Source organism: Thermosphaera aggregans, from assembly GCF_014962245.1.
In the GTDB taxonomy this organism is placed as follows: Archaea; Thermoproteota; Thermoprotei_A; order Sulfolobales; family Desulfurococcaceae; genus Thermosphaera; species Thermosphaera chiliense.
In genome coordinates this window covers 1-21,636 of the sequence record NZ_CP063144.1, presented here as the reverse complement: position 1 = coordinate 21,636, position 21,636 = coordinate 1, and the positions used below count along the sequence as shown (strand labels likewise).

Here is a 21,636-nt window from a genome sequence, read left to right as displayed (position 1 = left end):
CACATATCTAAAGAGTATATATGGGGGAGGATTTTGAGGCTTGAATTCCGCGACGCCAGGGTATGGAGGTATTCAATGATCTCTATAGCCAAGATAATTGACGAGGCTGCTTTTCAAATAGATGATTCAGGATTGAGGCTTAGAGCTCTGGATCCATCTAGCATCGTCCTCGTTGAATTCGTCTACCCTAGGGAAGCATTTACTGTTTACGATGTTAAGAGTAAGGATTACTTCGGCGTTGGAATGGAGGATTTCACAAAAATCCTTAAAAGAGCTGGTAAAGGTGACGAGCTAATCCTTGAGAAGACCCCGGACGGCAGGCTCTCCATAGTTTTCAGAGGCAGGGGTTTTAGAAGGTTCATGATTCCAAACCTAGATATCCCCGCCCAGGATATTCCTGAGCTATCACTGAACTTGCCCGTGAAGGCCAAGATGCTTCCCAAGATTCTCAAAGACGTTGTAAAAGAAATGGAGCCTATTAGCGATACAATCGTTTTTGAAGCAGTTCCTGAGGAGGAGAAGATCATTGTTAAAGCATCCGGCGATATTGCCGAGGCAGAGGTGGAGCTTTCAGTTGCGAGCGGCGCCCTTCTAGAGTTCGAGGCAGCTTCACACTCTACCTCCAGCTTCACAGTAGACTACCTGGTCAACATAACGGCTGCCGCCCAGGTTTCAGAGTATGTTTACATAGAGCTTGGCAATGATGCACCTATCAAACTCGAGTACGGCTTACCTCAAGAGGGCAAGCTGACATTCTATGTCGCTCCGAGATCAGAGTAGTATTGTTTTAAGGAACATTATAAGGAGCTACTACAAGAAGCGTCCATTACAACCTCCTCCCGAGATTCATAAGAGGGAAATAGCTCTTGAAAGCCTTGAGGATGGGGCTTACCTGAGACATCTTTCTTTCGCCTACATGGACAGGTTGTACGAGTATATTTTGAGTAAGAAGACCCCTCTCCACCTCTACTACTCCTCCGCACTTTACGAGAACCCTTCAGCACAGCCCATGGAGGCTAAGGGGTGGCTGGGCTCGGAGCTGATATTCGATATCGACGCTGACAAGTACCAGGGTTGCGGCGAATCATACTACGTCTGCATCAAGGATAACCAGGTTTACGATGTTAAGCCTGACTCGTGCAAGAGCGGCGGCAAGCCTTTGGAAATCCCCCTGTTATCATGGGATTGCGTTAGGAGGGCTCTTGAAGAAGCTGTCAAGCTCAAGGACATATTAACGAGCGACCTGGGCTTTAAGGATGTGAAAATCTTCTTCTCCGGTAACAGAGGCTTCCACGTTAGAGTATCCGATGAGTCAGTGCTTACTTTAAACAGCGAAGAGAGAAGGCTGATTGCTGACTATGTTTCATGTGAAAACCTTGACCAAGAAAGGGTTTTCCCCACCTACCGGTTTAAGAGGGAGGAAAGAGTCGTATTCTCCAACGTGGAGTATGGGTTGAGGAGAAGGGTGAAGCTTGAGGCTGAGAAAGCCGGTATCCTACGGAAGGATAGGTTGAGGAATGAGGAAGTATTCACTATAAGCGTGGACGAGCTCTCAATCATGTTGCAAAGCGTTTGCGTGTCGATAGATAAGGTTGTAACCATGGACTTGTCAAGGCTTTCCAGGTTCGTTGGGAGCTTGAACTGTAAATCAGGGTTGAAGATTGTTGAAGTAAGCGATGTCTCTAAGTTCATGGATTTCACGTACAAGGACCTCTCCCCGTTCAAGGGGAAAATCTCGGTAACCCCGCTGGTTGATTTTCCAGGCTTACCAATATATGGAAACAGGATTGATCTTCGCAAAGGGGTTAAAATGGAACTGGATGCAGAGGACGCGTTGTATGTGGTTTTAAAGGGCTTGGCGCATTTATATAATATAAAATCCTTGGAGGTTAAGGCTTGAGTAGCCCGTTGATACGTTTAATCAGAGATGAAATGTTTTCCAGGAACATTCAAGTAATACCTTCTAGCAGGATTGGAGAAGTCAGGGGGTTGGTTGAGAAGGCGTTTCTAGGGTTAGACGTGGGTGATGCCAGGTCTAGGGTCATTGTTAGAGACATGGTTGCAAACTTGGAGCAGGACGCTGAAATGTTGTCGAGGACGAGGGTTGTTAAAACAGTATTGGGAGGTGAGGAATTGCCAGAATCCTTCGATAGAGAAGTGCTGGAGCTTGCTAAGAGACTGGTTAAGGCTGAGCAGGCTATACTGTCCGCGAAAAACATTGTGCTCGGCAACAAGTACTTGGTTTTATTCACAAGCGACTGCAGGCTTGACGACAGTGTTTTCCGTAAAGGCGACATAGCCCTGCTTACCCAGGCTCAGTTGGTTAAGGGGGTTCTTCAAGACTGCTTAGTAACGTTGAAACACCCTATCGTAGAGTATTCAGATAACGTTGGTTAGTTTTAAACAACTTGCGCGTAGAAGCTGTAAGCTATGAAGAAGGTTATAGCCAGAGTGATTGACAGTATTATGAGCATGGATGTTTGAAGCAGGACCCGGATTCTCTCATCTTTCATCTCCTTGAAAACCCTTGGCCTCACATAGGTTGAGAAGTGTGGCAGTATGAAGCCGATTGCTGCGGAGAACAGGATTAGTGATGAGTACAGTATTGAAATCGCTATTAGCTGTGTGGCACTGTTCGGGTTGAAGTACTGGAGGTTCATGATGTTGTAGACCCAGTTCCCTAGCACAGCAACGGTGGATACTCCTGCGAGTATGAGGGAGTATTTTCTCGCCTTATCTAGTACGACATCGTATTCGACGAGATGCGAGTACAGCTCTTTTCTAAAGCGATCCTTCATCAACATCTCCACGGTTCCAAGTATCTCCTGCTTTGAATAAAAATCTTTATTACTTGACAGACCTGTGAATAAAGTAAGCAGTTAGAAATGGTGGTTGAATGAACGCTAGGTTTGTCGCAGGCATTGCTTTGCTAATAGTCTCTGCAACACTGTATGTTTACCTTGCATTCATGTTTAACCCTGCTTACCAGAACATTCCAGACGATGCTGCAGCCTGGATAGTGTCTTACGCTAAGACCTCGGGTAGTCTCGAAGATTATTGCGGGGCATTCCACAATGCCTGCGCATGGGTGTTGAAAACAGTGTACTACGCTGTCAACGCCTTAAGGATTCAGCCCATGGAACTAGCATTGATAGGCGGGATGTCCCTCCTCCTATCAGCATTCCTTCTTTATTTCCTGGTTTTCAAGGATGCTTTCATCGCGGGGTTTTCAACACTGCTCCTCTCCACGTCCCCGGTTTTCATATACTGGTTTAAGCCCAGCAACTACGGGTTCCCAGCCTGGGTGTTCACAGGATTGCTGGCTGTAGCGCTTACAGCCCTATACTTGTCCACGAGGAGGAAGATAATTCTTATCGCCGTGACCGCCGTCTACGGGCTTGCGCTAACGCTCTACCCTGGCTCATGGGCGTTGTCAGTGGTTACTGGCGTTGCATTTCTATTAGCGCTTCTTTATGAGAAGGAGCCTTCACTCTGCATTCATGGTTTAACAGCCTGGTTAGCAGCCTATGCTATCCCAGTACTCTTCCTTGGGACAAGCTACTTGGCAAGCATATGTATGCTGGGGATTATCTGGCTTGGAGCCCCCATTATACTTGCAGGATTATCCTATAAGAGCTTTGAGAAAGCAAGCGTTAAATTCTTCGCGGCATTGTTCCTCGCGATCTTTTCAACCCTTCTATCAATATATTTGTTGAAAACAGGGTTGTTAACGGGTTACGCGGAAATATTCTCTCGGAGATTTAACCCTGTCATAGACTACGGGATCCTCGGTATTTTCAGCTTGATGGGGTTGATAGTGTTTTCCAGAAGCGAGATCCTAGCAGGGAGAGGGTTTGACAGGACGGTTTTCCCTGTAGGATTCCTCCTCGGCCTTGTCCTCCCTTACGTGGATCCCACATCTGCGCTTCTATCCCTAGTATTCCTGGCACCGTTAGTAGGGATCACGCTTGCTTCACTGTTTACTTCATCAATGATCGTTGAGAATTTCAGGAGGAGAATACTGTTTGCAGCGCTTTCAATAATGATTCTGGCTGGCGGCGTAGCAGCAAACGCTGTCTACTCAGCATCAGTAATGGCGGCTAAGCCAAGCATCTACTTAGCAGACATGGACCTCTACCTGGGCGTTGGAGAGAAGCTTTTAAACGAGAGCGCATGGGCTTCAGCGCTGGAGGCGTTGAAAACAAACTTGTCAAGCACAAGCGGCGGCGTCCTCGTAGTCTCCTACTGGGATTACTCATGGTGGGTGCTCGGATATGTTGGCGGTGAAGGTGGCGTTAAGGTTTTGTCAACCCCGTTGAGCGATGTAAGCTACAAGAGGCTTACGTCATGGGTATTGTTGAGCGATGAGTTAACGGCTGTGAAAATATTGAAGAATATTTCTGAAACAACCGGGGTTTCAACAATCTACCTGGTTGTTTCAACAGCTTTCAGCATAGGCCTCACAGGCGGTAAATCCAATAACGCGTATCTTGGAGCAGTAATTCCAGGAGTTTCCTCCCTGTATGGGGTACAGCTACCTTACTATGCCGCGGCAGGGGATTTGTACAGGCTTCCAGTATACTCGTCACTGATGAACAAGTCGTACTTGGAGTTCATTAATACTGGTGTTGGCAGGACTGTTTACGAGGTTCCACTAGCCTGGAACACTAAAGGCGGTGAAACACTGCTTGCCGCAGTAATCGTTGACGGCTTGTCCAAGGCAGGTTTCAACGTCTACAACGTCCTGTATAGTCAGAGCAAGCTTTCAAGCACGTTAAAGTATTTTGAACTAGTCAACGTCTCCGCTAAACCAGTCTACTCGGTAACAGTATCATACTATTCATATGAGGTTAATTATGCTGTTTTAATATACAGATTAAACGTTAGTGGTTTAAGCGGGGTGTTTTGAAATGCCGATAGCTAGGCAGGAGTTGCCGAACGTGGGTGATTACGTTATAGGCACAGTGGTAGAGGTTTTTGACTACGGTGCCTACGTAACACTGGACGAGTATAATGGGCTGAAAGCATTCCTCCCGTGGAGCGAGGTTGCTTCGAAATGGGTTAGAGATATCAGGGAGGTTGTGAGGGAGGGGCAGAAGATTGTTGTGAAAGTGATCAGGGTTGATAGGAGGAAGAAGGAGGTAGATGTCTCGCTTAAGAAGGTAGCGGATAATGAGAGGAAGAGGAAGCTTCTATGGTGGAAAAGATATGTGAAGGCTTGCAAGATAACGGAGATTGTCGCCCAGCAGGTTGGAAAGAAGATTGAAGACGCGTACAGGGAGGTTATCTGGCGGCTAGAGGATGCCTACGGGGACCCGATGTACGCTATCGAGGAGGCTGTTTCCACAGGGCCTCAGGTACTGTTGAAAGCGGGGGTTCCGCAGGAATGGGTTGACGCTCTTATAAAGGAGGCAGGGAAGCATGTAAAGGTTAAGGAGGTCAGGGTTAGGAGAATACTGGTCATGCGCTCCATAACTCCTGACGGTGTTGAAAGGATAAGAAAGTGTCTCGGAGAGGTCTCTGAGGTTTTAAACGGGAAAAACGTGAAGCACGAGATATACGTGACCGGCTCCCCAAGATATGTTATAGACCTGTACTCGCAGGATTATAAATCCGCTGAAACCCTCATGGCGGAGGTTGTTGAAACGCTGGAGAAGTGTTGCAGAAGCAATCACATAGAGTTAAGTATTGAGGAGGAGAAGGCTTGAACTGGTTGATGAGAAAGTGCCCGCGATGCGGTAGATATACTTTATCAGCTTCTAAGTGCCCGGTGTGCGGGTCAGAACTAGTGGTCCCTCACCCGCCGAGGTTCAGCCCGGAGGACAAGTACGTGGAGTACAGGGTTAAGATGAAGAAGCTTAGCGGTGTACTTAAACTAGATGAGAAACCCTACTATGTCCCAGTATAGCTTCCAGGATTCCTGCTTCCAGTTTAATGGTTAAAATTTAAAAGCTCCTACTGAAGATATATCAAACTGTGTATGCCGCCGTAGTATAGCCCGGCCTAGTATGCGGGCCTGTCGCACGCCCTTCTCCCCTTTTCAATGTTTCAAAGAAATCCTCGTGCTTTACACCTGTTTTTCAAAGTGTAAGAATTGAGAGAGCGCCGCCGCCGGGATTTGAACCCGGGTCACGGGCTCTCTGCACGCCCTTCTCCAATCTAGAATACCATTACTTACTGTGCTTATAAAGTTTTCAGAGATCCAGCCTTAAGCACTCCAGGAGGCTCCCGCCCCTGGTTGATAACGGGTTAAAGGCTTCGATGTGTTTTAACGCCCTCAAGGCGGTTCTCCACCGGCGCTTCTGAAACTGGTAATTTATTTTAACGCATCCCTGTTTTGATGAATAAAGGGGTACTCAATGCTGCCGATGATTTACGGACTGATCGCCGGGGTGCTCTGGGGGTTTAACCCTGTGGTGATTAAAAAGTATGGGGAAGGCTTAGACACGGTCACTGTTAACGGTGTGAGAGCTTTCTACGCGTTTCTCCTCACGTTGATCATCACTTTCACGATTTCTCCAACGTATCAAGCGGATTTCACAGGGTTGCTGATAATATTTCTAAGCGCCTTATCCGGCCCCTTTCTCGGGGATATTTTCTACGTTAAAGCTATCAGGGGCATAGGCGGCGGGAACGCTATAACCATAGGCTACATGTATGTTTTCGTAGCAGAATTCATCTCCATCTTAATTCTAGGCGAAACCCCTGACTACCACATCCTGATAGGGACCCTGCTAGCGGTTTTCGGCGTGAGCTTGATATACAGGGGTTATGGGAGTGTTTCAAGTAGAAGAGAGTACTTATCGGCTTTTCTCACAGCCGTTTTCTGGGGTTTCAGCACTATTTTCTCAAGGCTTGCCACCCTGCACGGGGATCCCTTCTTCCTAACCGTGGTGAGAAACCTGTATGTTTTCACTCTTGCATCAAGTATTAAGGGGTCGCGGGTTGTTAAGGAATCGTTTTCTCGAAAAGGATTCATCCTTGGCTTTTTAGCTGGAGGTTTAAGCTTTGGACTAGGGATGGCTTTGTTCATTAAAGCTTTAAGCATAGGAGGTGTTCAGGTTTCAGCCCTCCCTACACTCATAGCCCCTGTTGTTGGGAGGGTTTTCTCAATAATAGTTAACGAGGAGAAGCCTGATTCCAGCGGTATAATTGGAACTTTTGTAACTGTTCTTGGATTAAGCATTGGTTTCTTGAAAACTACTTTTTAATCAACTTGAGCACTATGTATTCTCTTCCACTATACTCCTGTCCTGTTAAAGCCCCGTAATATCTCGGCTCGGTCAGGATTACCTGCCCCTCTCTCATCAAAACCTCGTAGTGTTCTACCGCGAGGATTTTCCTGAGTTCGTCTAGACCAATACTGCCCCATTCAATACAGTTCGCTACACCACTAATGAAGTGTCTTGAAAACGGTGTCTCATAGTACGTGTACTTGCACAGGTATACCTGGGCTTTCTCACTCTGCATGCTTGATCTCGCTCTTAACCTTCTTCGATACAAGGCCCTTGAACATTGCAACAGCGTACAGTATGGCTTCAGGCCTTATAGGGCATCCTGGAACATAGTAGAAAGCGTCAACCTTAACACCCTTCTCCTCGAGGATTTTCTGAAGCCCTTTAATCCCTCCTATCGTTGAATAAGTATCATGCCAGATACCTCCCCCTACTCCGCAAGAGCCGAGCGCTATTACAACCCTGGGTCTTGGAGCAGCCTCTATCGCGTTGACTACTTTCGGGAGAGCTTCAAGCGTTATCGGACCTGTTAGAAGTATGACGTCAGCATGCCTGGGTGAGGTTACAAGCTTCACCCCGAATCTCTCAGCATCGTGAAAGGGTGTTAGAACGTCGAGTATTTCAATATCACAAGCGTTGCAGCTTCCTGTGTTGAGGTGGAAAACCCAGAGGCTTTTCTTTAAAAACTTACTCACTAACACCACCTGTTCTTCTCTTGGCTACCGACTCTACGAAGGATTTCTTCCTGCAGTCAGGGCAGTCGTTAAGGTATTCCTCAGTGACCGGCGACTTCTCCACCACGTAGTACAGCATTTTCTGAGTCCCTCCTTCTCTATCACATGTTTCACACTTAGCTCTCTTGTGAACCACGTGCACGTAGAGGTCTGAAGCATCATCTGTGGCTAGCTCGAACTTCCTTGTCCCTTTAATAGCGCCTACGGGGCAGACGTCGATACATCTCCAGCAGAAGATACACCTCCCTATGAAGTAGCGGATTACAGTGGTTTCCTTATCACTAATCAACTGGAGAGCGTTAGGCGGGCACGCGTTAACGCAGGCTCCACATCCAATGCACTTGCTCTCATCTATCTCTATTAACCCTCTGAAATCAGGGGATACGAGAGGCTCCTCGTAAGGATACTTCTTGGTTACTCTTCCCGATTTAGTAGCTATTACTATGAGCTTAGCCGGCTTGAGCTTTTCACTCATAGTTTAACACCCTGTGTCAGGTTGAGCTTGAGCACGGATCCATCCTCCTTTACCACTACAACCCTGTCTGTGCAGGAGAAGCATGGGTCAATACTTGCTATTGTCAACGGGGCATCAGCCAAGGGCTGATCCCTCAGCATCACTTTTAAAGCAGGGATGTTGTTGTATGTTGGAGCTCTAACCCTCCACCTGTATGGCTTGCCCTCGCCGGTTATCACGAAGTGGATATCGCCTCCTCTCGGGGCTTCAACGACTTGGACTCCTATTCTACCTGGGGGAATGTCGAATTCCTCGAGACGTATCGGGCCCTTCGGTATCTGGTCGAGGAGTTGCTTTATCATCGAGATAGACTCTAAAGTTTCGTCAACCCTTACCAGGGCTCTCGCCATGTTGTCTCCCTCAGTGTAGACTGGTACTTTGAAAGATACATGCTTGTAAGCAGCATAGGGCAGGTCTCTTCTAGCGTCTCTATCTATGCCTGAAGCTCTTGCAACAGGGCCTTCAACCCCCAGCTTGACAGCATCCTCTTTCGGTAGGATACCGGTCCCGGTCAGCCTCCGCTTAACCTGGGGCACGGAGACCGCTACCTCTACTAGCTCCTTGAACTCTTTCTCAAGAGTCTCCAGGGTCTCCAGGATCTTTGACTTCTTCTCCTCGTTAATATCCTTCCTCACTCCCCCGACAAGGTTTATCCCGTAGGTTTTCCTGCTCCCTGTGAGGTATTCTGAAAGATACATTACTTTCTCGCGAATCCTCCACATGTGCATGAAGCCTGCGTCGTAACCCACTAGGTGGAAGGCCACGCCGAGCCAGAGGAGGTGGCTGTGAAGCCTTTCAACCTCTAGGATTATGCTCCTGATGAACTGGGCTCTCTCGGGGACGTCGAGCTTAGCAGCCTTCTCAACCGCGAGAGCGTAGCAAGTGCTGTGTTCAAACCCGCATATCCCGCATATTCTCTCAGCTAGGAAGTTTACCTGCTGGTAAGTCATCCTCGACTCTCCAAGCTTCTCAATACCTCTGTGAACGTGGAAACCTCTGTACTTGACGTCGACCACTCTCTCTCCTTCAACATACAGCTCGAAGTACTCGGGCTCGTGGAGCGCGGGATGGTACGGCCCCACTGGCACAGTCGAGGATTCCTCGGTAACCGACACCTTCTCGCTCACGGGAATCATGTTTGGGCGTTTATCGTACTGGAAATCCTTCCTCAACGGGTAGACCTCTGAGGGCCAGCCGGGCGGTAGGACAAGCCTGTAGGCGCTCCTGCCCTCGAACTCTATTCCAACCAGGTCCCGCGCCTCCATTTCACACCAGTCTGCAGCAGGGACCTGGTCAACAATGCTCGGCGCCCTGGGCTTGTCTCCCTCCAGATAGGTTTTCAAAGTAATGTACAAGCCGTTGGCGTCGTCTGTGAAAAGATGGGTGAGTGAGAAGAAGCCGTTTAAGGGTCGTTCATCGGTTGCAACACAGGTTCTGTGAACGCATTTAAACTCGTTGAAGAGCTTTCCAGCTAACCCGGGGAGGTGCTCCGGCTTGGATACTATGTGGACTGTGTCACCGTCCACGGTTATCGATGCGCCGGCGGATTCCGCTAGTTTTACGTATTTATCTATTGTAGAAGGATCTTTAAGCATAATAAACACCTATCAATAACCCTGTTATAGACAATGCCATTAAAGGTATATAAAGCTTGAGAAGGCTTGCAGGAGCAAGATCTATCCTAGTCCTCCCAACCACCGTGGCGGCAACACCGTAGATAACCCACATTACAATTATTAGCGGTAGTAGGATGAGGGGTGTCAGGAGCCCTGGGCTGGTTAAGGCTTGCAGAATGATCGCGAGGGGAACCATTTTCGCAAGGAGCCTCCTACTCAACAAGGCGTAAACATAGGCTGCGAGCAAGGGTCCGCTGAACTCTACGAAAACCCCTGATGCAAGCTCAACCTCTGCTTCAGCAATGTCGAAGGGCGGGCGCCCGGTGCTCACGTAGCTCGTTACAAACAATGTTATCATGGCGGATAAAAGCCCTATGTAAGTATATGGGTAGGCGGCTCCCCCTCCCAGTATGAAGGAGATAACCCCAACAGAAATTATCATTGTAAACTCGTTCACAAGGGAGACAACAACTTCTCTATAACCTCCTATCTGTGAAAACGGGTTTGGAACGAGGAGGGGTGTCATAGTGCTTGATGCTTGAGCAACCAGGAATAAAGCTAGCCCTGTGAACAGGATTTGAAAACTCCTCTCCACGATGATGAAGTAGTTTAGAGCAATCAGTGATGAGAGCTGTAGAATTATGGTTAGCAACACCATGTAGGTGGCTAAGGCGGAGCCCGTGAAGGGTTTAACCTCCTTGCCCATGAGTTTGAGGAAGTCGTATAGTGTTTGAGTTACGGGAGGTCCTATTCGTGTTTGAATAGTTGCTTTAACCTTCCTCTCCAACCCGTCGAGCAGTAAGGGTAGTATAAGCATCACGGCCGACACGATCCCTACCAGTATTATCTCGAACACATGCTCACCTCAAGCCATGTATGTTACAAGCCAGATTATCAAGATCGCGATCAGCCCGAACCAGAGGGATGCCATTATCATGGACTCTATCATTGTTATTTGAATCTTGTTGAGAATGATGGACAGCTTGTTTACCACGTATCCTAGTTTAATGAAGAACGCGTCACCCATGTTTATAGAGTACTGTAGTATTCCTCTAAGCAGGTCTGCCCGCGAGCCCTTACCTCTGTGAAGGGTTTTCTCCAGCAGCTTCTCAAACCACCGCATCGCGCTTCCTTTAGCCGAGCTCATGCTTCAACACCCGATAACCACTGCTGCTTCTCCTCTCTAATCTCTCTCAGGTTTCGCACACATATTAATATGGTTAACGGGGTTGTTAAAGCGATGATTATTAGGAGTGTGTAAATCCAGAAGTCAGCTGGGAAAACGGAGAGCAGGAGGTAGGAGAGTACTATTGTGAAGAAGGATAGGAAGTAGTCTCCAACCAGCTCGGGGTTGTTGAGGTTTTCAGGCGGGATTTTCAGCGGTGGCTTAATGGATGAAGTGTAGGCTGCTATGAACTTGCTCATGTATATCACGGTTATCACGGTTGAGAAGCTGATTATAGCGAGCACTGGGAGGGCTAGCAAACTCCCTGTTAGAACAAGGGAGAGCGTGGTGAGTATCAGGAGGAATTTCACAATGAAGCCGGGGGTTGGCGGGAAGCCAGCTAGGTTGAGGAATGTTAGGAAGGCTATGTTGAGCGCGTTCGGCGAGACAAGGCCTAGGAAGCCTAGCTTGTAGAGCTCGTGAGTGTTCGCGAGCTGCTCCATTATTGAAATGTTTACGAAGCCCAAGGCCTTGGCTATGCCGTGATACACGACGTATACGACTATCAATGTCTGTATGATGGGCTCTCTGACCAAGCCGTAGAGTGCGAACAGCATTGTAACAACGCCCATGTGCCCTAGTGAGCTGTACACTATCACTCTTTTAACGTCTGTTTGAACAGTGGTCATTAAGTAGCCGTACACGGATGTTATAATGCCCTGCGCCATCATGATGTAGAATACTGCAGGGTTGAGGCTGAACATTGAAATTACTATGAAGAGTGAGAAAGCACCCATTTTCAATAGCAACCCGCTTATCACGGATGAGCCTGGGGAGGGCGCGTGGTAGTGTGCTGTTGGGAGCCATGAGTGCAGGGGGAATTGGCCGAGCTTGGTGAGGAATCCTATGACTAGGATTAGTGATTCGAGAATTCCAACGCTCATGCTGGTAGCGGAGAGCTCGGTGAACGGGGTTAGCAGGGACTCTATGAAGCCGTATTTCTGGGAGGCAAGCACCCATATAGATAGTATTGAGATATCGCCCGGGGTGGCGCAGAAGACAAGGTATTTTATCGCCACAGGGTAGTTCTCATAGCCTTTCTCCATCAGTATTAGGAGGACTGAGACCAGTTCTAGAACTATCCAGAGAGTTATTGCTTCGATAAGGGTTTCAGAGGAGAACAACAGTATGATCAGGGAGAGCATGGTGTCCATTACCAGTTGCTGATACATCACCTTACCGTAGATTACCTTGTAGTAGCCCTCGGTGTGGAGGGTTAAGCCTACAGCTGCTATTGTGGAGAGAAGCATGAAATACGGCTGGAACCATAAAAGCTCTATCATTCCTACGAGGAAGAAGAGCCCGGGGATGAGGAATCCGAGTATTCTTAAAACTTTTGAAAGCCTGGGGTAGGAGTCCACTATCAGGGCTCCCGTGACTGGGAGCAGGATGGCAAGTATAACGTATGTTTTAACCAGCATGTTCACGCGGGCTCACCCCTCTGAACGCGACTGAGAACAATGTTGCTACTAGGACAGGTATCATCATGGTGAACGATACCACAAGGGCTATTGTGGAGAATCCTGATATCAGTATTGTGAGATTGTAGAGAACGTTGAGCGTTCCAAGCGCGAGGATAGCAAGCTGGGGTTTCAAGTCAACATTGTTAACAGGCTGGAGCACTCCCTTCCCCTTCCTCAGGTATATTTTGAAGTAGTTTATGCTTATTGATATAGTTGTTGCAATGTAGAACGCTATCCCCAGCAGGATGATTGTTTTAGCCAAGTCTAAGCCCTGGTAAAGGATCGCGTAAATGCTTAGAAACTTCGAGGTGAACCCGATGGTTCCGGGGATCCCAAGCATGGTGAAAACGGCTAGCAACCCTCCTATAGAGGATACCGGCATGATTGTTGAGACCCCGTGTAGCCCGTGAATGTACCTGCTGCCGTAAGCATACTCTACTAAACCCATTTCAGCGAACAAGGTGGTCTTGTAGGCTGTGTGCATTACTATTGATGTCAGCAAGGCCAGGAAGACGTACTCGCCCGGGTATAAGAGGTATAGGGCGAATACTAGGCTTATGAACCCGTTGGTCGATATCGTCGCGTATGCCAGCATCTTCTTGCCATCTCTTTGCTGAGTAGCTTGCAACCCGCCGTAGATTATTGAGAATATTCCGGAAACTATCAGGTAGAAAGCTATGATAGGCTCGTACTCTCCAAAGTCAACCAGGCTTACAACCCTGTACAAGCCTAGGAAGCCCAGCGGCGTCATGACACCGCTTAAAAGCGCTGAAGCAGGGGATGGGGCAGCGGAGTGTGCGCTTGGAAGCCAGAAGTGCAACGGTACTGTTGCGGCCTTGGTCACGAACCCCGCTATCAGCAAGGGTATAAGGTATGCGGGTACCATTGTCTTAACGGTTGCGAGGTCTGTGAAGCTTTTTAAAAGGTTTTGAAAACTCATCGCACCTGCGACCAGCAGTACCGATGTAATGATCATGGTGAAGACTGTTACCTCGAAAGTTAGCGTTGAAGTGAATATGAAGCCCCTGCTAGAGGTGAGGGAGCCCTCGTACGAGTGCTCTTCTCCTTCCTTTATTAAAGCGTATGCGAGGACTTCGGATATTGTCCAGAAAGTGGCGAGGGCTAGTATGTTGAACGAGGCATATGTCGTGGTTAAACACAGTATTAAGAGGTCGAGCAGGGTGCTGGCTGTTGGCGAGTAGTTGTTGATTCTGAAGTAGTCGTAAGCGTAGATGGAGATTATGCTCCCCGAGGCAATGGTTGAGACCGCTAGCACGGCTCCGAAAGCATCGAGCGCTCCATTAGCGTGTAAGCCGTAAACACTAATGGTTAAAAAGATCGCGGAGAAGACTTTTAAAGGAATAACCTGGGCGGGTGAAAAACTCTTCTTGAAACTGGGTAGGAGGAACAAAACCGCACCTAGGATGTAGAAAAAGATTGCTGTTAACAAATCCATAGAAATCCCTTGGCTACTTAAGGGATTCATACCTTGCCTTAGCCCAGGATTCAGCAGTCTTCTTCTTAGCTATGTCGAACACTACAGGTTCAGCGGAGTACACTATCGCCCCCGTCGGGCACAGGGAGCTGCAGCCTGGCTCAAGCCCTTTCTTCCTTTGATCCGAGCACAGGTCGCACTTCGTGGATATTCTCAGCGCCTTGTCAAGCTGCGGTATGCCGAACGGGCATGCGTACAGGCATGCCATGCAGCCTATGCACTTGCTCGCTATAACGTATACAGCCCCTTCCTTATCCCTTGTCATGGCTCCCGTTGGACACACGTCTATGCATGGGGCTTTAGCGCAGTGGAGGCATGAAACCGGTATTTCAAGGCCTAGAGAGGTCCTGTAGACCTTGATGTATGGTTTTCCTTCATGGATGAAGTCGCATGCTGCTTCGCATGCTCCGCATCCTATGCACGTTCCTATGTCTATTATCCTAAGGTATCTTTGAGGGGATGTGGATGGGTTATCCAGACTCATCAAGCTCACCTCGCGAGTGGTTGTTTAACCAGTTTCGCCTGGATCCAGCTGTTCATGAACCTTGCCGCGTAGAGGCCGCTTCTCGTTGCGGGGCCTATCTTGCTTGGACCGTTGACCACGTCGCCTGCTGCGAAGACTTTCGGGTTGCCTGTCTGATACCTCTCGTTAACAACTATCGTGTTGTTCCTGGTCAGCTTTATCCCGAGCTTGTTCAAGACTTCCTCGCTAGGGCTTACTGGAGGGGTTGCAGTCTCCCCTGTTGCGAAAACCACTGTGTCAGCCTCTATTATAAACTCTGATCCCTCAATCGGCACTGGCTGGGGTCTCCCAGTCTCATCCGGCGGGCCGAGCCTCATCTTCTGCATCTTAATGCCTTTCACCCACCCGTTCTCAGCCAGTATCTCCACCGGCGCTACAAGCTCCTGGAACTCCACGCCCATCCGCTGAATCCTTTCAATCTCGAAAATCCCTGCCGGCGCCTCGTTAATGGTTCTCCTGTACAATAGGTATGACTCCGCGCCTTCTCTAAGCGCCTGCTCCGCAGCATCCACAGCACTGTACCCTCCCCCGATCACCACCACCCTCTTGCCTGGCTCGGGCTTCCTATTGATTAGCTTCAGCTCGAAAAGCCTGAAGCCGTAGACGTACTCCAGTGCTGAGATAACACCTTTAGCGTTGGACCCTGGGAGGCGCGGTATTTTGGAAACCCATGTCCCCGTTGTTATGAGCACCAGGTCGTAGTTGTTCACAACCTCCTCAAGGCTTATCTTCTTTTCAACGAACATGTCGCCTTCCTCGTGGTGTTTCTCCTCGCCTGTGAAAACCTTGGTTCTAGTAGAGAAGTTTACTCCGAACTTTTCCTCAAGCTCTCTCACGCCGAGCAGTACCCTGTGCCTGGGTATTCTCCACGGGGGGATTGCGAACAGCATTAACCCTCCGGGTAATGGTTGCTTATCGTATACTGTTATCTCGAAGCCTTGGCATGACAAGTACCCTGCCGCCGCTAAGCCGGCGGGGCCGGCTCCTATGATTGCTACTTTCAAATTGTTCGACGGCGGCTTCTCCTTGCACATAAATGCGAACTTGAGGTAATCACCCAAAGCTTCTCACTCACGCGTTTTTATAATTGGATGCCTTTATAATTCTTATGTGTGATTACTTATAAAGTGTCTAAAGACACGTTTTTCCCATTAAAATATATATCAACATGGAGTTTTACATACTTAAACATATATCGAGAATTTTCGTAAATAGTTTATTAGGATAAACCATCAGTATTTTTCAATTCAAGAAGGCGGCTGTGGGCTGGAATAATGAGCAGGGTCAAAATAGTTTTCATAGATGTTGACGGGACTATTACGGAGGGGAGGGATACCTACCTGCTGGACCTTGAGCTTGTGAGTGTTTTAAGGATGCTTGCCGGCCAAGGGGTTTACGTTAGCATAGTGTCAAGCAACGCGTTGCCCGTGGTTATAGGGCTTGCGAGATACCTCGGGTTCAACGGCCCTGTCACAGGGGAGTCTGGCTCACTGGTTTACTATGATAAATGGGGCCTTGTCGAGCTGGCCGGATCCCCCACGAGGCACGTATACGTTGACGTTCTGGAGAGGTTTAAGGACTATGTTGACGACACGTGGCAGAACCGTTTCAGAATATACGAGTATGCTTTAAAAGTTAGGAAGGGGTTCGACGGCTGGATGGTTTACAGGATGGTTGCTGATTACGTTGAATCCAACTACAGGGATGTCCGCGTCGGCTACAGCGGTTACGCGATACATCTAATGCCCAGGGGCGTTGACAAGGGTGTTGCGGTGAAGTATGTTCTGGATCGAATGGGCATCAACCCTGATGAAGCAGCAGGGGTTGGCGACAGCGTGATGGATGTTGAAATCATGAAGCATGTTGGCCTCAGGGTTGCCGTGGGGAATGCTGATGAAGAGTTGAAGAAGGTTTGCAACATCGTGCTGGATAAGCCGAGCTCTAAGGGTGTTTTAGACTTCGCCAGGATGATTATTCAGGGTGCTGTCTAGTTGAAGAAGCTGCTCCTTTTCGACCTGGACGGGACCCTGGTGGATAGTGAGGACTTCATAGTCTGGTCTTTCCTCGAAGCTGGGAGAAGGCTTGGCGTGGAGATTAATCCTGGGAGAGTTAGAAGGATGATAGGTTATCCGCTGGACAGTGTTCTCAATGAAGTGCTCGACTCAGCGAGTGTTGACCTTGAAGAGTTTAAGCGTGTTAGGAAGGGTATTGTAGAGGAGAATTGGAGGAGCATGGTGAGGGTGTTCCCGGATGTTCCAGAGGTTCTCGAATACTTGAAGAGGAGAGGTTACATCCTCGGGGTAGCCTCCTCGAGCGTGACATCCAGGATTAAAGCTTTCCTAGAGTACTTCGGGCTTAAAGAGTTTTTCCAGGTAGTATCCGGTGTTGAGGAAGGAGTTAGGGGTAAGCCTGAGCCAGACGTTATCTTGAGAGCGGTTTCCACGGCAGGGGTTTCCGTCAGCGAAGCAGTCTACGTGGGTGACAGGGATGTCGACTGCATAGCCTCCCGCAGGGCAGGGGTTGACTTCATACTGGTTGAGAGAACCCCGGAGCCCTCAGATTCTGGGTGCGAGCCTGTTTTAACAGTTAAATCGCTGAGAGAGCTCACCCGCTTCTTCTAAGCAATCTACCGTGGAATCCTATTTTAGGATGTTTACTAATAATTATTAACGCCCGCGGCAATCCCGGCGGCGGCATGGTTGTGACGCCGGGCATAGCCCGGTGAGTGATTAACCGGCCTCCTGCCGCGGGTACATGTGGATGTGTTTCAAACATTCCATGAATGTTTCAATGATCAAGAGGGGTAAAGTATATAAATCCCCCTTGTTAGATATGAATCTAGACGCTTACTCGCTAGTATGGAGACCCGAGCCAACCGGGGGACGCTACCCCCGGGATGCTCAGGTCTGACGAAGGGTGCACGGGCTCAACCCCGTGTTAAGCGCAGAAACCCTCCCACCGTCCCAAGCGGCCGTAACTCCGGTTGATCCTGCCGGACCCGACCGCTATCGGGGTGGGGCTAAGCCATGGGAGTCGCACGCTCCGCCGCTGCGGGGCGTGGCGCACGGCTGAGTAGCACGTGGCTAACCTGCCCTCGGGAGGGGGATAACACCGGGAAACTGGTGCTAATCCCCCATAGGGGAAGGCGCCTGGAAGGGTCCTTCCCCGAAAAGGCCCGGCAGGGGTTAACGCTGCCGAGCCGCCCGAGGATGGGGCTACGGCCCATCAGGTAGTTGGCGGGGTAACGGCCCGCCAAGCCGATAACGGGTGGGGGCCGTGAGAGCGGGAGCCCCCAGATGGGCACTGAGACAAGGGCCCAGGCCCTAAGGGGCGCACCAGGCGCGAAACCTCCGCAATGCGGGCAACCGTGACGGGGCCACCCCGAGTGCCCCCTTTCCGGGGGCTTTTCCCCGCTGTAGGAAGGCGGGGGAATAAGCGGGGGGCAAGTCTGGTGTCAGCCGCCGCGGTAATACCAGCCCCGCGAGTGGTCGGGACGGTTATTGGGCCTAAAGCGCCCGTAGCCGGCCCGGCAAGTCCCCTCCTAAATCCCCGGGCTCAACCTGGGGACTGGGGGGGATACTGCCGGGCTAGGGGGCGGGAGAGGCCGAGGGTACTCCCGGGGTAGGGGCGAAATCCTATAATCCCGGGAGGACCACCAGTGGCGAAGGCGCTCGGCTGGAACGCGCCCGACGGTGAGGGGCGAAAGCCGGGGGAGCAAACCGGATTAGATACCCGGGTAGTCCCGGCTGTAAACGATGCGGGCTAGCTGTTGGGTGGGCTTAGAGCCCACCCAGTGGCGCAGGGAAGCCGTTAAGCCCGCCGCCTGGGGAGTACGGCCGCAAGGCTGAAACTTAAAGGAATTGGCGGGGGAGCACCACAAGGGGTGGAGCCTGCGGTTCAATTGGAGTCAACGCCGGGAATCTCACCGGGGGCGACAGCAGGATGACGGCCAGGCTAACGACCTTGCCTGACGCGCTGAGAGGAGGTGCATGGCCGTCGCCAGCTCGTGCCGTGAGGTGTCCGGTTAAGTCCGGAAACGAGCGAGACCCCTGCCCCCAGTTGCGACCTAGGGCTACGGCCCTGGGGCACACTGGGGGGACTGCCGCCGTTTAAGGCGGAGGAAGGAGGGGGCCACGGCAGGTCAGCATGCCCCGAATCCCCCGGGCTACACGCGGGCTACAATGGCGGGGACAGCGGGTTCCGACCCCGAAAGGGGGAGGCAATCCCTCAAACCCCGCCGCAGTTGGGATCGAGGGCTGCAACTCGCCCTCGTGAACGCGGAATCCCTAGTAACCGCGCGTCAACATCGCGCGGTGAATACGTCCCTGCTCCTTGCACACACCGCCCGTCGCTCCACCCGAGGGGAGAGGGAGTGAGGCCTGGCCGGCTTGGTCGGGTCGAACTCCCTCTCCCTGAGGGGGGAGAAGTCGTAACAAGGTAGCCGTAGGGGAACCTGCGGCTGGATCACCTCCTGCCATTAGGCCGGACGGTGGGAGGGCTGCTCAGCTTAACACAGGGTTGTGCCCGTGCACCCTTCTGATGCTTATGCAACACGGGTGTAACGCCCGTGTGAAGGCGCTAACCCCTGTTTCACAGGGGTGATGGGCGCTGTGGGGGCTGGTACATTCAGGGGTACCAGTCGAGTTCACGGGATCCTGCTCCTCGTCCCTGGGGCTGCGGCGAGGACGCCGCCCGGTGGATGGCTCGGCTCGGGCGCCGAGGAAGGCCGTGGCAAGCTGCGATAAGCCCGGGGTAGGCGCAAGCAGCCGTCGAACCCGGGATCGCCGAATGGGACTTCCCGCCACGGGTCTTCCCGTGGCGCCTGGTCATCCGGGCGGGAACCCCCCGAACGGAAACATCTTAGTAGGGGGAGGAGAAGAAATCAATCGAGATCCCCTGAGTAGGGGCGACCGAAAGGGGGACAGCCTAAACCAAATCTCCACGGGAAAACCGTGGAGAGATGTGGGGTTACGGGTTCCCGGGCTGGGGGTAAACCCCAGGGAGCCGACCCATGGTAGCCGAAGTGGTCTGGAACGACCCACCGTAGAGGGTGATAGTCCCGTAGGCTAAACCATGGGGGCTCCTGCCCGGGAACCAGAGTACCACGGCTTGGTTTTGCCGTGGGAAGTTGGGGGTCACCGACCTCCAAGGCTAAATACGTCCCGAGACCGATAGCGTACTAAGTACCGTGAGGGAAAGCTGAAAAGAACCCCGAAAGGGGAGTGAAAAGAGCCTGAAACCGGGCGGTTACATACGGCGCGGCCCGTAAGAGGTGAGACCCGTTGAAGGAAACCGGGGTGACCCGGGAGTACGAAACGGGTTGATCAGGGTCGCGCCGTCCGTCTTGAAACACGGGCCGGGGAGTCCACGGTAGTGGCGAGCTTAAGGGGGTCAAAGCCCCGTAGGCGTAGGGAAACCGACAAGCCCGCAGCCGCGTAAAGCGGCGAGGGGCGGGGTCCCAAAGGGCCTGGAGTCACTGCCGTGGAACCAGAAACCGGGCGATCTAGGCGGGGGCAGGGCGAAACCGGGGGAAACCCCGGTGGAGGCCCGAAAGGGTTCTGACGTGCAATTCGTTCCCATGACCCCCGTCTAGGGGCAAAAGACCAATCTAGCCCGGTGATAGCTGGTTCCCGCCGAAGTGGGTCTCAGCCCAGCCTCGCCTGAGGTGGGCCACGGGGTAGAGCTACGGATCGGGGGTGCGGAAGCCGAAAGGCTTCGGCCCCCGGTCCAACTCCGAACCTGTGGCCACCGTAGAAGGCGGGAGTGGGGTTCCCCGGCGTAAGGCTGGGGGCCGAGGGGGGAACAACCCAGACCGAGGTTAAGGCCCCTAAGTGCCGGCTAAGTGCCAATCAAAGGGCGTCCCGCGACTCAGACAGCGGGGAGGTGGGCCTAACAGCAGCCATCCTTTAAAGAGTGCGTAACAGCTCACCCGCCGAGACGCGGGGCCCCGAAGATTGGTCGGGGCTCAAGCCGGCCGCCGAGACCTCGGGGCACGGCTCCGTTGGAGCCGTGATCCGGTAGGCGGGCGCCGGGTCGGGGCAGAAGCCGGGCCGTGAGGTCCGGTGGACCCGATCCGGGTGCAGATCCCGGCGGCAGTAACAGCGAAGAGGGGTGTGAATCCCCTCCGCCGGAAAGGGCAAGGGTTCCTCGGCAACGGTCGTCGGCCGAGGGTTAGCCGGTCCTAACCCGGGCCGTAACACGGACCCGGGGAATGGGAAACGGGTTAATATTCCCGTGCCGCGGGGATAGGTGCGGCAACGCAAGCCCCGCCTCCGACGCCTCCGGATAGGTGGACTGGGGGCGTCCGAAAGGACGCGACCCAGCTAACCGGTGAAGGCCCTGGAGAACCGTTATGGTGAGAAGGGGCTGAAGCCGGGAATGGGGCTCCGTTAGGAGCCTTCCACCGACTCCGGGGGCCCTTGAAAAGGGGGCGGGGAACGATTCCCCGCGCCCGTACCGAGAACCGACACAGGTGCCCCTGGGTGAGAAGCCCAAGGCGTCTGGGGGATAACCCTGGTCAGGGAACTCGGCAAATTGGCCCCGTAACTTCGGGAGAAGGGGTGCCTGCGGTCCTGGGGGATAACCCTGGGTCCGCAGGTCGCAGTGCCTAGGGGGGCCTGACTGTTTAATAAAAACATAGGTCCCCGCAAGCCCGAAAGGGTTTGTACGGGGGCTGAATCCTGGCCACTGGCGGTCCGTGAAACCGGGGTACAACCCGGCGAAGCGCCGCTGAAGGCCGGGAGTAACTCTGACTCTCTTAAGGTAGCCAAATGCCTTGCCGGGTAAGGCGGTATGGTGGGGTTGGTTGAAACACGTAGTCTGTTGGAGGGA

At 51.7% G+C, this 21,636-nt stretch carries 20 protein-coding genes and 2 rRNA genes; 11 read left to right on the top strand and 11 right to left on the bottom strand.

Annotation, left to right across the window (positions count from 1 at the left end):
- Positions 1-33: 33 nt before the first annotated feature.
- The 3 genes from pcn to IMZ38_RS00100 are packed head-to-tail and all read left to right on the top strand — an operon-like array spanning position 34 to position 2,397.
- The gene (pcn, locus tag IMZ38_RS00110; RefSeq protein WP_193436212.1) at positions 34-780 is read left to right on the top strand and encodes a proliferating cell nuclear antigen (pcna); all 747 of its coding nucleotides are present in this window, start codon (positions 34-36) and stop codon (positions 778-780) included.
- The gene (locus IMZ38_RS00105) at positions 758-1,900 is read left to right on the top strand and encodes a DNA primase small subunit domain-containing protein (RefSeq protein WP_193436211.1); all 1,143 of its coding nucleotides are present in this window, start codon (positions 758-760) and stop codon (positions 1,898-1,900) included. The genes pcn and IMZ38_RS00105 overlap by 23 nt, the downstream gene beginning before the upstream one ends.
- Positions 1,901-1,908: 8 nt before the next feature.
- On the top strand, positions 1,909-2,397 hold the full coding sequence (locus tag IMZ38_RS00100) for a hypothetical protein (protein WP_193436210.1): 489 nt from the start codon (positions 1,909-1,911) through the stop codon (positions 2,395-2,397).
- Between the two features lie 2 nt (positions 2,398-2,399).
- Here IMZ38_RS00100 and IMZ38_RS00095 read toward each other — a convergent pair whose 3' ends face one another.
- On the bottom strand, positions 2,400-2,798 hold the full coding sequence (locus IMZ38_RS00095; RefSeq protein WP_193436209.1) for a hypothetical protein: 399 nt from the start codon (positions 2,796-2,798) through the stop codon (positions 2,400-2,402).
- A gap of 98 nt (positions 2,799-2,896) precedes the next feature.
- Between IMZ38_RS00095 and IMZ38_RS00090 the strand changes: the two genes are divergently transcribed.
- The 4 genes from IMZ38_RS00090 to IMZ38_RS00075 all read left to right on the top strand — a co-directional run bounded on the left by IMZ38_RS00090 (position 2,897) and on the right by IMZ38_RS00075 (position 7,211).
- A complete protein-coding gene (locus tag IMZ38_RS00090; RefSeq protein ID WP_193436208.1) occupies positions 2,897-4,909 on the top strand; it encodes a hypothetical protein in 2,013 nt (670 codons plus the stop codon).
- A 1-nt stretch (position 4,910) separates the two neighbouring features.
- A complete protein-coding gene (locus IMZ38_RS00085) occupies positions 4,911-5,708 on the top strand; it encodes a translation initiation factor IF-2 subunit alpha (RefSeq protein ID WP_193436207.1) in 798 nt (265 codons plus the stop codon).
- Positions 5,705-5,908 carry an RNA-protein complex protein Nop10 gene (locus IMZ38_RS00080; RefSeq protein ID WP_193436206.1) on the top strand — a complete coding sequence of 68 codons (204 nt, stop codon included), beginning with the start codon at positions 5,705-5,707 and terminating at the stop codon, positions 5,906-5,908. The genes IMZ38_RS00085 and IMZ38_RS00080 overlap by 4 nt, the downstream gene beginning before the upstream one ends.
- Before the next feature lie 451 nt (positions 5,909-6,359).
- Complete coding sequence (locus IMZ38_RS00075) at positions 6,360-7,211, top strand: DMT family transporter (protein ID WP_193436205.1); 852 nt, start codon at positions 6,360-6,362, stop codon at positions 7,209-7,211.
- Here IMZ38_RS00075 and IMZ38_RS00070 read toward each other — a convergent pair.
- The 10 genes from IMZ38_RS00070 to IMZ38_RS00025 are packed head-to-tail and all read right to left on the bottom strand — an operon-like array spanning position 7,201 to position 15,866.
- On the bottom strand, positions 7,201-7,470 hold the full coding sequence (locus tag IMZ38_RS00070; RefSeq protein WP_193436204.1) for a hypothetical protein: 270 nt from the start codon (positions 7,468-7,470) through the stop codon (positions 7,201-7,203). The two genes, IMZ38_RS00075 and IMZ38_RS00070, sit on opposite strands and share 11 nt — an antisense overlap.
- Positions 7,460-7,930 (bottom strand): NADH-quinone oxidoreductase subunit B family protein, encoded by a 471-nt coding sequence (locus IMZ38_RS00065; RefSeq protein WP_193436203.1) that lies wholly within the window; start codon positions 7,928-7,930, stop codon positions 7,460-7,462. Before IMZ38_RS00065 ends, IMZ38_RS00070 begins: the two co-directional genes overlap by 11 nt.
- Positions 7,923-8,444 carry a 4Fe-4S binding protein gene (locus tag IMZ38_RS00060; RefSeq protein WP_193436202.1) on the bottom strand — a complete coding sequence of 174 codons (522 nt, stop codon included), beginning with the start codon at positions 8,442-8,444 and terminating at the stop codon, positions 7,923-7,925. The genes IMZ38_RS00065 and IMZ38_RS00060 overlap by 8 nt, the downstream gene beginning before the upstream one ends.
- Positions 8,441-10,078, bottom strand: a complete 1,638-nt coding sequence (locus IMZ38_RS00055) for a hydrogenase large subunit (RefSeq protein WP_193436201.1) — start codon at positions 10,076-10,078, stop codon at positions 8,441-8,443. Before IMZ38_RS00055 ends, IMZ38_RS00060 begins: the two co-directional genes overlap by 4 nt.
- A complete protein-coding gene (locus IMZ38_RS00050) occupies positions 10,071-10,955 on the bottom strand; it encodes an NADH-quinone oxidoreductase subunit H (RefSeq protein WP_193436200.1) in 885 nt (294 codons plus the stop codon). Before IMZ38_RS00050 ends, IMZ38_RS00055 begins: the two co-directional genes overlap by 8 nt.
- Before the next feature lie 9 nt (positions 10,956-10,964).
- Positions 10,965-11,246 (bottom strand): hypothetical protein, encoded by a 282-nt coding sequence (locus IMZ38_RS00045; RefSeq protein ID WP_193436199.1) that lies wholly within the window; start codon positions 11,244-11,246, stop codon positions 10,965-10,967.
- A complete protein-coding gene (locus tag IMZ38_RS00040) occupies positions 11,243-12,745 on the bottom strand; it encodes a proton-conducting transporter transmembrane domain-containing protein (protein WP_227410933.1) in 1,503 nt (500 codons plus the stop codon). The genes IMZ38_RS00045 and IMZ38_RS00040 overlap by 4 nt, the downstream gene beginning before the upstream one ends.
- Positions 12,735-14,243, bottom strand: a complete 1,509-nt coding sequence (locus tag IMZ38_RS00035; protein WP_193436197.1) for a complex I subunit 5 family protein — start codon at positions 14,241-14,243, stop codon at positions 12,735-12,737. The genes IMZ38_RS00040 and IMZ38_RS00035 overlap by 11 nt, the downstream gene beginning before the upstream one ends.
- 13 nt (positions 14,244-14,256) lie before the next feature.
- On the bottom strand, positions 14,257-14,766 hold the full coding sequence (locus IMZ38_RS00030) for a 4Fe-4S dicluster domain-containing protein (RefSeq protein WP_193436196.1): 510 nt from the start codon (positions 14,764-14,766) through the stop codon (positions 14,257-14,259).
- 5 nt (positions 14,767-14,771) lie between these two features.
- Entirely contained in the window at positions 14,772-15,866 is a 1,095-nt protein-coding gene (locus IMZ38_RS00025) for an FAD-dependent oxidoreductase (protein ID WP_193436195.1), read from the bottom strand.
- Between the two features lie 213 nt (positions 15,867-16,079).
- Here IMZ38_RS00025 and IMZ38_RS00020 point away from each other — a divergent pair, with 213 nt between their 5' ends.
- The 4 genes from IMZ38_RS00020 (at position 16,080) to IMZ38_RS00005 (ending at position 21,636) form a co-directional block, all read left to right on the top strand.
- A complete protein-coding gene (locus tag IMZ38_RS00020; RefSeq protein WP_193436194.1) occupies positions 16,080-16,796 on the top strand; it encodes a phosphoglycolate phosphatase in 717 nt (238 codons plus the stop codon).
- Positions 16,797-17,426, top strand: coding sequence for an HAD family hydrolase (locus IMZ38_RS00015; protein WP_193436193.1), 630 nt, complete (start codon positions 16,797-16,799; stop codon positions 17,424-17,426). It abuts the gene before it with no gap.
- Between the two features lie 355 nt (positions 17,427-17,781).
- Positions 17,782-19,278: ribosomal RNA gene (locus IMZ38_RS00010) — 16S ribosomal RNA — on the top strand.
- Positions 19,279-19,476: 198 nt separating this feature from the next.
- Positions 19,477-21,636 (top strand): 23S ribosomal RNA (locus IMZ38_RS00005).
- The 16S and 23S rRNA genes sit together here, the layout of an rRNA operon.

Bases quoted from the DNA above. Each gene is read 5' to 3' on its own strand.
- IMZ38_RS00035 (WP_193436197.1), bottom strand. From the start codon at position 14,243: ATGGATTTGTTAACAGCAATCTTTTTCTACATCCTAGGTGCGGTTTTG.
- IMZ38_RS00105 (WP_193436211.1), top strand. From the start codon at position 758: ATGTCGCTCCGAGATCAGAGTAGTATTGTTTTAAGGAACATTATAAGG.
- IMZ38_RS00020 (WP_193436194.1), top strand. From the start codon at position 16,080: ATGAGCAGGGTCAAAATAGTTTTCATAGATGTTGACGGGACTATTACG.
- IMZ38_RS00070 (WP_193436204.1), bottom strand. From the start codon at position 7,470: ATGCAGAGTGAGAAAGCCCAGGTATACCTGTGCAAGTACACGTACTAT.
- IMZ38_RS00060 (WP_193436202.1), bottom strand. From the start codon at position 8,444: ATGAGTGAAAAGCTCAAGCCGGCTAAGCTCATAGTAATAGCTACTAAA.
- IMZ38_RS00075 (WP_193436205.1), top strand. From the start codon at position 6,360: ATGCTGCCGATGATTTACGGACTGATCGCCGGGGTGCTCTGGGGGTTT.
- IMZ38_RS00030 (WP_193436196.1), bottom strand. From the start codon at position 14,766: ATGAGTCTGGATAACCCATCCACATCCCCTCAAAGATACCTTAGGATA.
- IMZ38_RS00085 (WP_193436207.1), top strand. From the start codon at position 4,911: ATGCCGATAGCTAGGCAGGAGTTGCCGAACGTGGGTGATTACGTTATA.
- IMZ38_RS00045 (WP_193436199.1), bottom strand. From the start codon at position 11,246: ATGAGCTCGGCTAAAGGAAGCGCGATGCGGTGGTTTGAGAAGCTGCTG.
- IMZ38_RS00090 (WP_193436208.1), top strand. From the start codon at position 2,897: ATGAACGCTAGGTTTGTCGCAGGCATTGCTTTGCTAATAGTCTCTGCA.
- IMZ38_RS00040 (WP_227410933.1), bottom strand. From the start codon at position 12,745: ATGCTGGTTAAAACATACGTTATACTTGCCATCCTGCTCCCAGTCACG.
- IMZ38_RS00055 (WP_193436201.1), bottom strand. From the start codon at position 10,078: ATGCTTAAAGATCCTTCTACAATAGATAAATACGTAAAACTAGCGGAA.
- IMZ38_RS00095 (WP_193436209.1), bottom strand. From the start codon at position 2,798: ATGAAGGATCGCTTTAGAAAAGAGCTGTACTCGCATCTCGTCGAATAC.